This window comes from Mycobacterium sp. NAZ190054, from assembly GCF_001545925.1.
Taxonomy (GTDB): Bacteria; Actinomycetota; Actinomycetes; order Mycobacteriales; family Mycobacteriaceae; genus Mycobacterium.
Window position 1 is genome coordinate 1 of sequence record NZ_LMVQ01000258.1, and the last position, 5,394, is coordinate 5,394.

Sequence of the window (5,394 nt, forward strand, 5' to 3'; positions counted from 1 at the left end):
TGCCTGCGTTTGCGGTGCTGCAGGGCGGACCCGGGGTCAGACGTCACCGGTCATGTCCCCTGAGACAATGGGGCGGTGACTGAAGGTCTCTGGATCGCCATCGCGGTCATCGCCGTCCTGCTGCTCGGCGAGCACCCGCGCGGCCGGTCCGTCCACCGCCGCGGCCACCTCGTGGCGGGGTCCGTACGGCTGCCCCGAGGTTCGCCGTCCCGGATCGTCGGGCAGATGAGCCCGGGTGTCCCAGCGCCCCACGGTCAGGTCGATGCCACCGCAGAACGCCATCGCGTCGTCGATCACGACGATCTTCTGGTGGTGCACGGCCCCCGTCGGCCGTGCCCCGTCCACCGCGAAATGGATGCGGTTCGACGTGATCTGGTTCAGCAGTGCCACGGGCGCGACACCGAACCAGAAACCGTCCAGCGCCGGGAGCAGGTTCAGGTTCGACTTCAGCAGATACACCTGCAGGTCCCGGCGGCTCCACAGCAGCCAGTGCAGGAACAGGCCGAGACGGTCGGGTCCGGACAGCGTCGGCCCGGCGGGCTCGAAGGCCGTCCGGGAATCGAAATCCCAGCCGATCAGCATGATGCGGCGCTCGGCGCGCAGCATCGCCGCCTTCACCGCGACCAGGTAGTCGGCGCCGTCGACGATCGGGGTGAAGCGGCGGGCCCGCGCGGTCTGCCAGCATGTCGAGCCGGGCTCAAGGAGCCGGTTATCCCCCGGGTGCTGCAGCTGGTCTGACATCGTCTCACCTTCGGCCGGTGATGTGGTCGCCGCGGTTTGTGAGAGCGTATGCCGTCGCGCATAGTCCCGTCAGGCCACGGTGCGCCGGAACTCGCTGGGGCCGCCGATCTCGAGACGATGCTGGCCGACGAACACCTCCGCGTCGTGCTGCGTCCGCAGCGGGTCAGCCGCCTCGCGATGTGACATATCCCGCGGGGCAGACCCGGTTGCGGGGTGGCGCAACGGGATACCCGTCCGGCAAGGAGGTCCCGATGTCCGAGACTCACGACCGATCATCCGCCCCGACCCGGCAGGACCCGCCGGTGCTGCTCTATGACGGCGTCTGCGGATTCTGCAACGGCGCGGTGCAAACCATTCTGCGCCTGGACCGGCACGGGCCGTTACGGTTCGCCGCGTTCGACACGGACTTTGCCAGGGGCGTCATCGACCGCCATCCGTCCCTGGCCGACGTCGACTCGGTGGTGTTCGTCGACGACCCGGGCGGCCCCGACGAACAGGTCGCGGTCAAGTCCGCCGCGGCGCTGCGCGTCACCGACTACCTCGGCGGGCCGTGGCGGGCGTTGCGCGCGGCCGCCGTCGTCCCCGCTCCGGTGCGCGACCGGCTCTACGACGCGTTCGCGCGGATCCGATACCGCGTGTTCGGGACTCACGACACCTGCCCGATCCCGGCGCCGGAGGTGCGCGACCGATTCCTGGACTGACCCCCGGCGCGGGCGGTCAGTTCCAGATGTGCACGCGCCGTTCGGGTTCCAGGTACAGCTCGTCGTCCGGGCCGACTCCGAACGCGTCGTAGAACGCGTCCATGTTCCGGATGACGCCGTTGCAGCGGAACTCCGGAGGAGAGTGCGGATCCACCGCCAGTCGCCGGATCGCCTCTGCCTCACGTGATTTGGTGCGCCACACCTGAGCCCAGCCGAAGAACACGCGCTGCTCGCCGGTCAGGCCGTCGATCACCGGGGCCGGTTCGCCGTTCAGCGACAGCTTGTAGGCCAGCAACGCGATGGACAGACCGCCGAGATCGCCGATGTTCTCACCGACGGTGAACGCCCCGTTCACGTGATGCGACGGCTCCAATCCACGCGGCACGAACTCCTCGTACTGCTCGATCAGCGCCTTGGTGCGCTTGCCGAACTCGGCGCGGTCCTGATCGGTCCACCAGTCCACCAGATTCCCGTCGCCGTCGTACTTGGCGCCCTGGTCATCGAACCCGTGCCCGATCTCGTGCCCGATCACCGCGCCGATCCCGCCGTAGTTCGCGGCGTCGTCGGCGTCGGCGTCGAAGAAAGGGGGCTGCAGGATCGCGGCCGGGAACACGATCTCGTTCATGCCGGGGTTGTAGTACGCGTTCACCGTCTGCGGCGTCATGAACCATTCGTCCCGGTCGACGGGCCCGCCCAGCTTGGCCAGGTCCCGGTCGTACTCCAGCGCGTACCCGCGCCGGTAGTTGCCGTACAGGTCGTCGCGGGCGATCTCCAGCGCGGAGTAGTCGCGCCACTTCTTCGGATAGCCGATCTTCGGGGTGAACTTGTCGAGCTTGACCAGCGCCTTCTCCCGGGTCTCCGGGGTCATCCAGTCCAGCGAGTTGATGCTGACGCGGTAGGCCTCCCGCAGATTGGCCACCAGCTCGTCCATCCGCGCCTTGGCCTGCGGCGGGAAGTGCCGCTGCACGTACAGCCGGCCCAGCGCTTCACCCATCAGGCTCTCGACCACCGACACCCCGCGCTTCCAGCGTTCGCGGATCTCCTCGGTGCCCGACAGCCGCTTGCCATAGAACGAGAAGTCCTCGGCGATCAGCTCGTCGGTCAGCAGGAACGCCCTGGCGTGGATCACCCGCCAGCGCAGCCAGTTCTTCCAATCCGCGAGGGTCTCGCCCGACCACAGCCCGGCGAACGCGGTCAGGAAGTCGGGCTGGCGCACCACCACCTCGGCGGCCTGCTCGGAGCTCGCGCCGAGCCCGGACAGCCAACCCGCCCAGTCGAAGCCGGGCGCCTGCTCGACGACCTCGGCGAAGGAGCGCAGGTTGTAGGTCAGGTCGGCGTCGCGGCGCTTCACCACGTCCCAGTGCGCGGCCGCCAGCTTGGTCTCCAGCGCGACGATCCGGGCGGCGGTCTCGGTGTGCGCGTCGGCGCCGCCGCCGTAGACCAGGCCGAACATCGCGGCGATGTGCCCCGGGTAGGCGGCCAGGATGTCGGCGTGCTGCTCCTCACGGAAGTACGACTCGTCGGGCAGCCCGATCCCGGACTGGGTCAGGTGCAGCAGGTACCGGCTGGAGTTCTTCGAGTCGGTGTCGACGTAGAGGCCGGTGCCGCCGCCGACGCCGGTGCGTTGCAGCGCACCCGTCACCCGGGCCAGCGCGTCGGGGGTGTCGGCCGCGTCGACCGCGGCCAGCTCGTCGAGCAGGGGCTGCAGCCCGCGCGCGCGGACGGTGTCCTCGTCCATGAAGGAGGCGAACAGGTCCCCTATGCGCTGCTCGTCGGTGCCGGGTGCGGCGCCGGAACCGGCCGCCTCGTCGATCAGGTCACGGATCTGTTCCTCGGCACGGTCGTACAGCGTGCGGAACGCACCGTCGGTGGCCCGGTCCGCCGGGATCTGGTACTCGGCCAGCCAGCGGCCGTTCACGTGACCGAACAGGTCGTCCTGCGGTCGGGCGTCGGTGTCGACGTAGCGCAGGTCGAGTCCGGAGTTGAGTGTCGACTTGGGCGATGTTGCTTCTACCGTCACCCCGACATCCTTCCAGAAACGTGCCGGTACCCTCACGCGCATGCCCGATGACGAGCAGATATCCGACCGGCCGCCGCGGGGCGACGGGGTCTTCAGCACCTACGGCGTCGTGTCGGCCGTGCTGGCGGTGGTGGCGGTCGCCGCCGTCGTGGCCGCGACGGTGATCTGGACCGGGCACCGCGACGACACCGACGAGCGCAGGTACCGCACCGAGGTGCTGCAGACGGCCGCGGAGTGGACCGGCGTGCTGATCAACATGAATTCCGACACCGTCGACGCCGACATGACCAGGCTGCACGAAGGCACCGTCGGCCAGCTCAACGCCGAGTTCGAGACCGCCGTCGAGCCCTACCGCAAGCTGGTGCGCACCCTGCGGTCGCGCACCACCGGGCAGATCGACTCGGTCGCCATCGAGTCCATCCACCACGCCGAACCCGGTACCCCACCGCAGGAGGAGGGGCTGGAGGGATTGTCGTCGCGCACCGACACCGTGATGGTGGTCGCGACGTCGGTGTCGGAGAACGCGGGCACCGAGGATCCACAGACCGTGCGCTGGACCCTGCGGCTGGACGTGACCGACGTCGACGGCAGGCTCGCGATCTCCCGGCTGGAGCCGATCCGATGAGGAACCGGCTGCGCGTACTGGCCTTCGACCTGCTGGCGCCCGCCGCGGTGGTGGCCGCGCTGGTCTACATCGGGGTCGCGCTGGGCTGGCCGCTGTGGTGGGTGGCGGTGTGCTCGGTGCTGTGCGTGCTGGTGGTCGAAGGGGTGATCGTCAACTTCGTGCTGGCCCGCCGGGACAAGGTCACCGTCGGCACCGACGACGACGGCCCAGGGCTGCGGCTGGCCGTGACCGCGACGACGACGGCGGCGCTGATCGCGGCGGTGGTGGTCGGCTACACCCAGTGGACCCGGCCGGATCAGGCGCTGCGCGACGACAGTGCGGAGGTGACCGGCATCGCCAGCAGCGTCGCCGAGGCGTCGGCGACGTTCACCCCGCAGAGCCCGACGGCGTCGATCGACCGTGCCACCGGCATGATGTCGGCCGCCAGTGCCGAGCGGTTCCGCAACGAATTCGCCACGGTGGTAAAGGATTTGGGCGGAAGGAACGTCTCCGCGCAAGCCAGCACGGTGTCGGCCGGGGTGGAGGCCATCGGGCCGGACGCGGCCAGCGTGGCGGTGATCCTGCGCGGCACCCAGAGCACCCCCGGGCAGCCGCCCGCCACCGCGGTGCTCGCGTTGCGGGTGGCGTTGGCCAAGACCGACGGCCGCTGGCTCGTCGAGGACGTGGCGCCGATCCACACCCGCTGAGGACCCGGGGGAGTCTCGGTCAGTCCGTGCTGCGCTGGGAGCGCATCTTCGCGAACCGTTCGGAGAGCCGGCCCATCCTGATCATCAGCGACGCGGGCGGGCTGGTGCTGCCACGCAGATACGCGGCGAAGTCCTCGGCGGGAACCCCGATGCGCGACGCGAACTCCTGCTCACCCAGCCCCGAGCGCTCCAGCAGCAGGCGCACATGCCGGGCCACCTCGGCGCACTCGTTGGCCTCGAGGTGTTCGCGGGTGCGCTGCAGCACCTCCGACATCGCCCGCGACACCCCGTAGGGCCGTGCGGTCTCGAGCACCTCTTCGACCTGGCGGGCGGTTCTGCCGAACGGGTCGCGCTTGATCGCGACGACGATGCGCTGCCACACGGCGAGGTCGTCGTTCTCCAGCGCGGCGCGGATCGCGGCGGTCGGCCAGAACTCGACCGGGCGGTCGTCGGCGGGCGCGGCGCGGCGGTCGCTGCCGCGCACTTCCGGCATCTCAGGGGCCACCATCACCTCGTCTCCTCCAACATGGCCACCGCCACCGCGAGGCAGCGCTGCCTGACCCGCGCCCACTCGGCCTCTCCGTCGGCGCCGGCCGCGGCGAGGTCGGGCCCTACCTGGTG

General features: G+C 70.2%; 6 protein-coding genes and 1 pseudogene. 4 read left to right on the plus strand and 3 right to left on the minus strand.

The features are described from left to right. Positions 1–120 precede the first annotated feature (120 nt). Positions 121–741, minus strand: a pseudogene (locus tag ASJ79_RS17935) (phospholipase); the annotation flags it as partial. Between the two features lie 48 nt (positions 742–789). Here ASJ79_RS17935 and ASJ79_RS34770 point away from each other — a divergent pair. Then, positions 790–924: a hypothetical protein gene (locus tag ASJ79_RS34770; RefSeq protein ID WP_255374745.1), complete on the plus strand. Its 135-nt coding sequence runs from the start codon at positions 790–792 to the stop codon at positions 922–924. A gap of 68 nt (positions 925–992) precedes the next feature. Further along, on the plus strand, positions 993–1,442 hold the full coding sequence (locus ASJ79_RS17940; RefSeq protein ID WP_067957859.1) for a thiol-disulfide oxidoreductase DCC family protein: 450 nt from the start codon (positions 993–995) through the stop codon (positions 1,440–1,442). 16 nt (positions 1,443–1,458) lie between these two features. Here ASJ79_RS17940 and ASJ79_RS17945 read toward each other — a convergent pair whose 3' ends face one another. Continuing rightward, positions 1,459–3,462: a M13 family metallopeptidase gene (locus ASJ79_RS17945; RefSeq protein ID WP_067957870.1), complete on the minus strand. Its 2,004-nt coding sequence runs from the start codon at positions 3,460–3,462 to the stop codon at positions 1,459–1,461. Between the two features lie 40 nt (positions 3,463–3,502). On the opposite strand from ASJ79_RS17945, the gene ASJ79_RS17950 reads away from it, so the two are divergent. Further along, positions 3,503–4,087, plus strand: a complete 585-nt coding sequence (locus tag ASJ79_RS17950; protein WP_067957861.1) for a hypothetical protein — start codon at positions 3,503–3,505, stop codon at positions 4,085–4,087. Then, positions 4,084–4,773 (plus strand): hypothetical protein, encoded by a 690-nt coding sequence (locus tag ASJ79_RS17955; RefSeq protein ID WP_067957864.1) that lies wholly within the window; start codon positions 4,084–4,086, stop codon positions 4,771–4,773. The genes ASJ79_RS17950 and ASJ79_RS17955 overlap by 4 nt, the downstream gene beginning before the upstream one ends. A 19-nt stretch (positions 4,774–4,792) precedes the next feature. Here ASJ79_RS17955 and ASJ79_RS17960 read toward each other — a convergent pair whose 3' ends face one another. Next, entirely contained in the window at positions 4,793–5,281 is a 489-nt protein-coding gene (locus tag ASJ79_RS17960) for a hypothetical protein (RefSeq protein WP_067957867.1), read from the minus strand. Between the last annotated feature and the right edge of the window lie 113 nt (positions 5,282–5,394).

Bases quoted from the DNA above. Each gene is read 5' to 3' on its own strand.
- ASJ79_RS34770 (WP_255374745.1), top strand. From the start codon at position 790: ATGCCGTCGCGCATAGTCCCGTCAGGCCACGGTGCGCCGGAACTCGCT.
- ASJ79_RS17950 (WP_067957861.1), top strand. From the start codon at position 3,503: ATGCCCGATGACGAGCAGATATCCGACCGGCCGCCGCGGGGCGACGGG.
- ASJ79_RS17960 (WP_067957867.1), bottom strand. From the start codon at position 5,281: ATGGTGGCCCCTGAGATGCCGGAAGTGCGCGGCAGCGACCGCCGCGCC.
- ASJ79_RS17940 (WP_067957859.1), top strand. From the start codon at position 993: ATGTCCGAGACTCACGACCGATCATCCGCCCCGACCCGGCAGGACCCG.
- ASJ79_RS17955 (WP_067957864.1), top strand. From the start codon at position 4,084: ATGAGGAACCGGCTGCGCGTACTGGCCTTCGACCTGCTGGCGCCCGCC.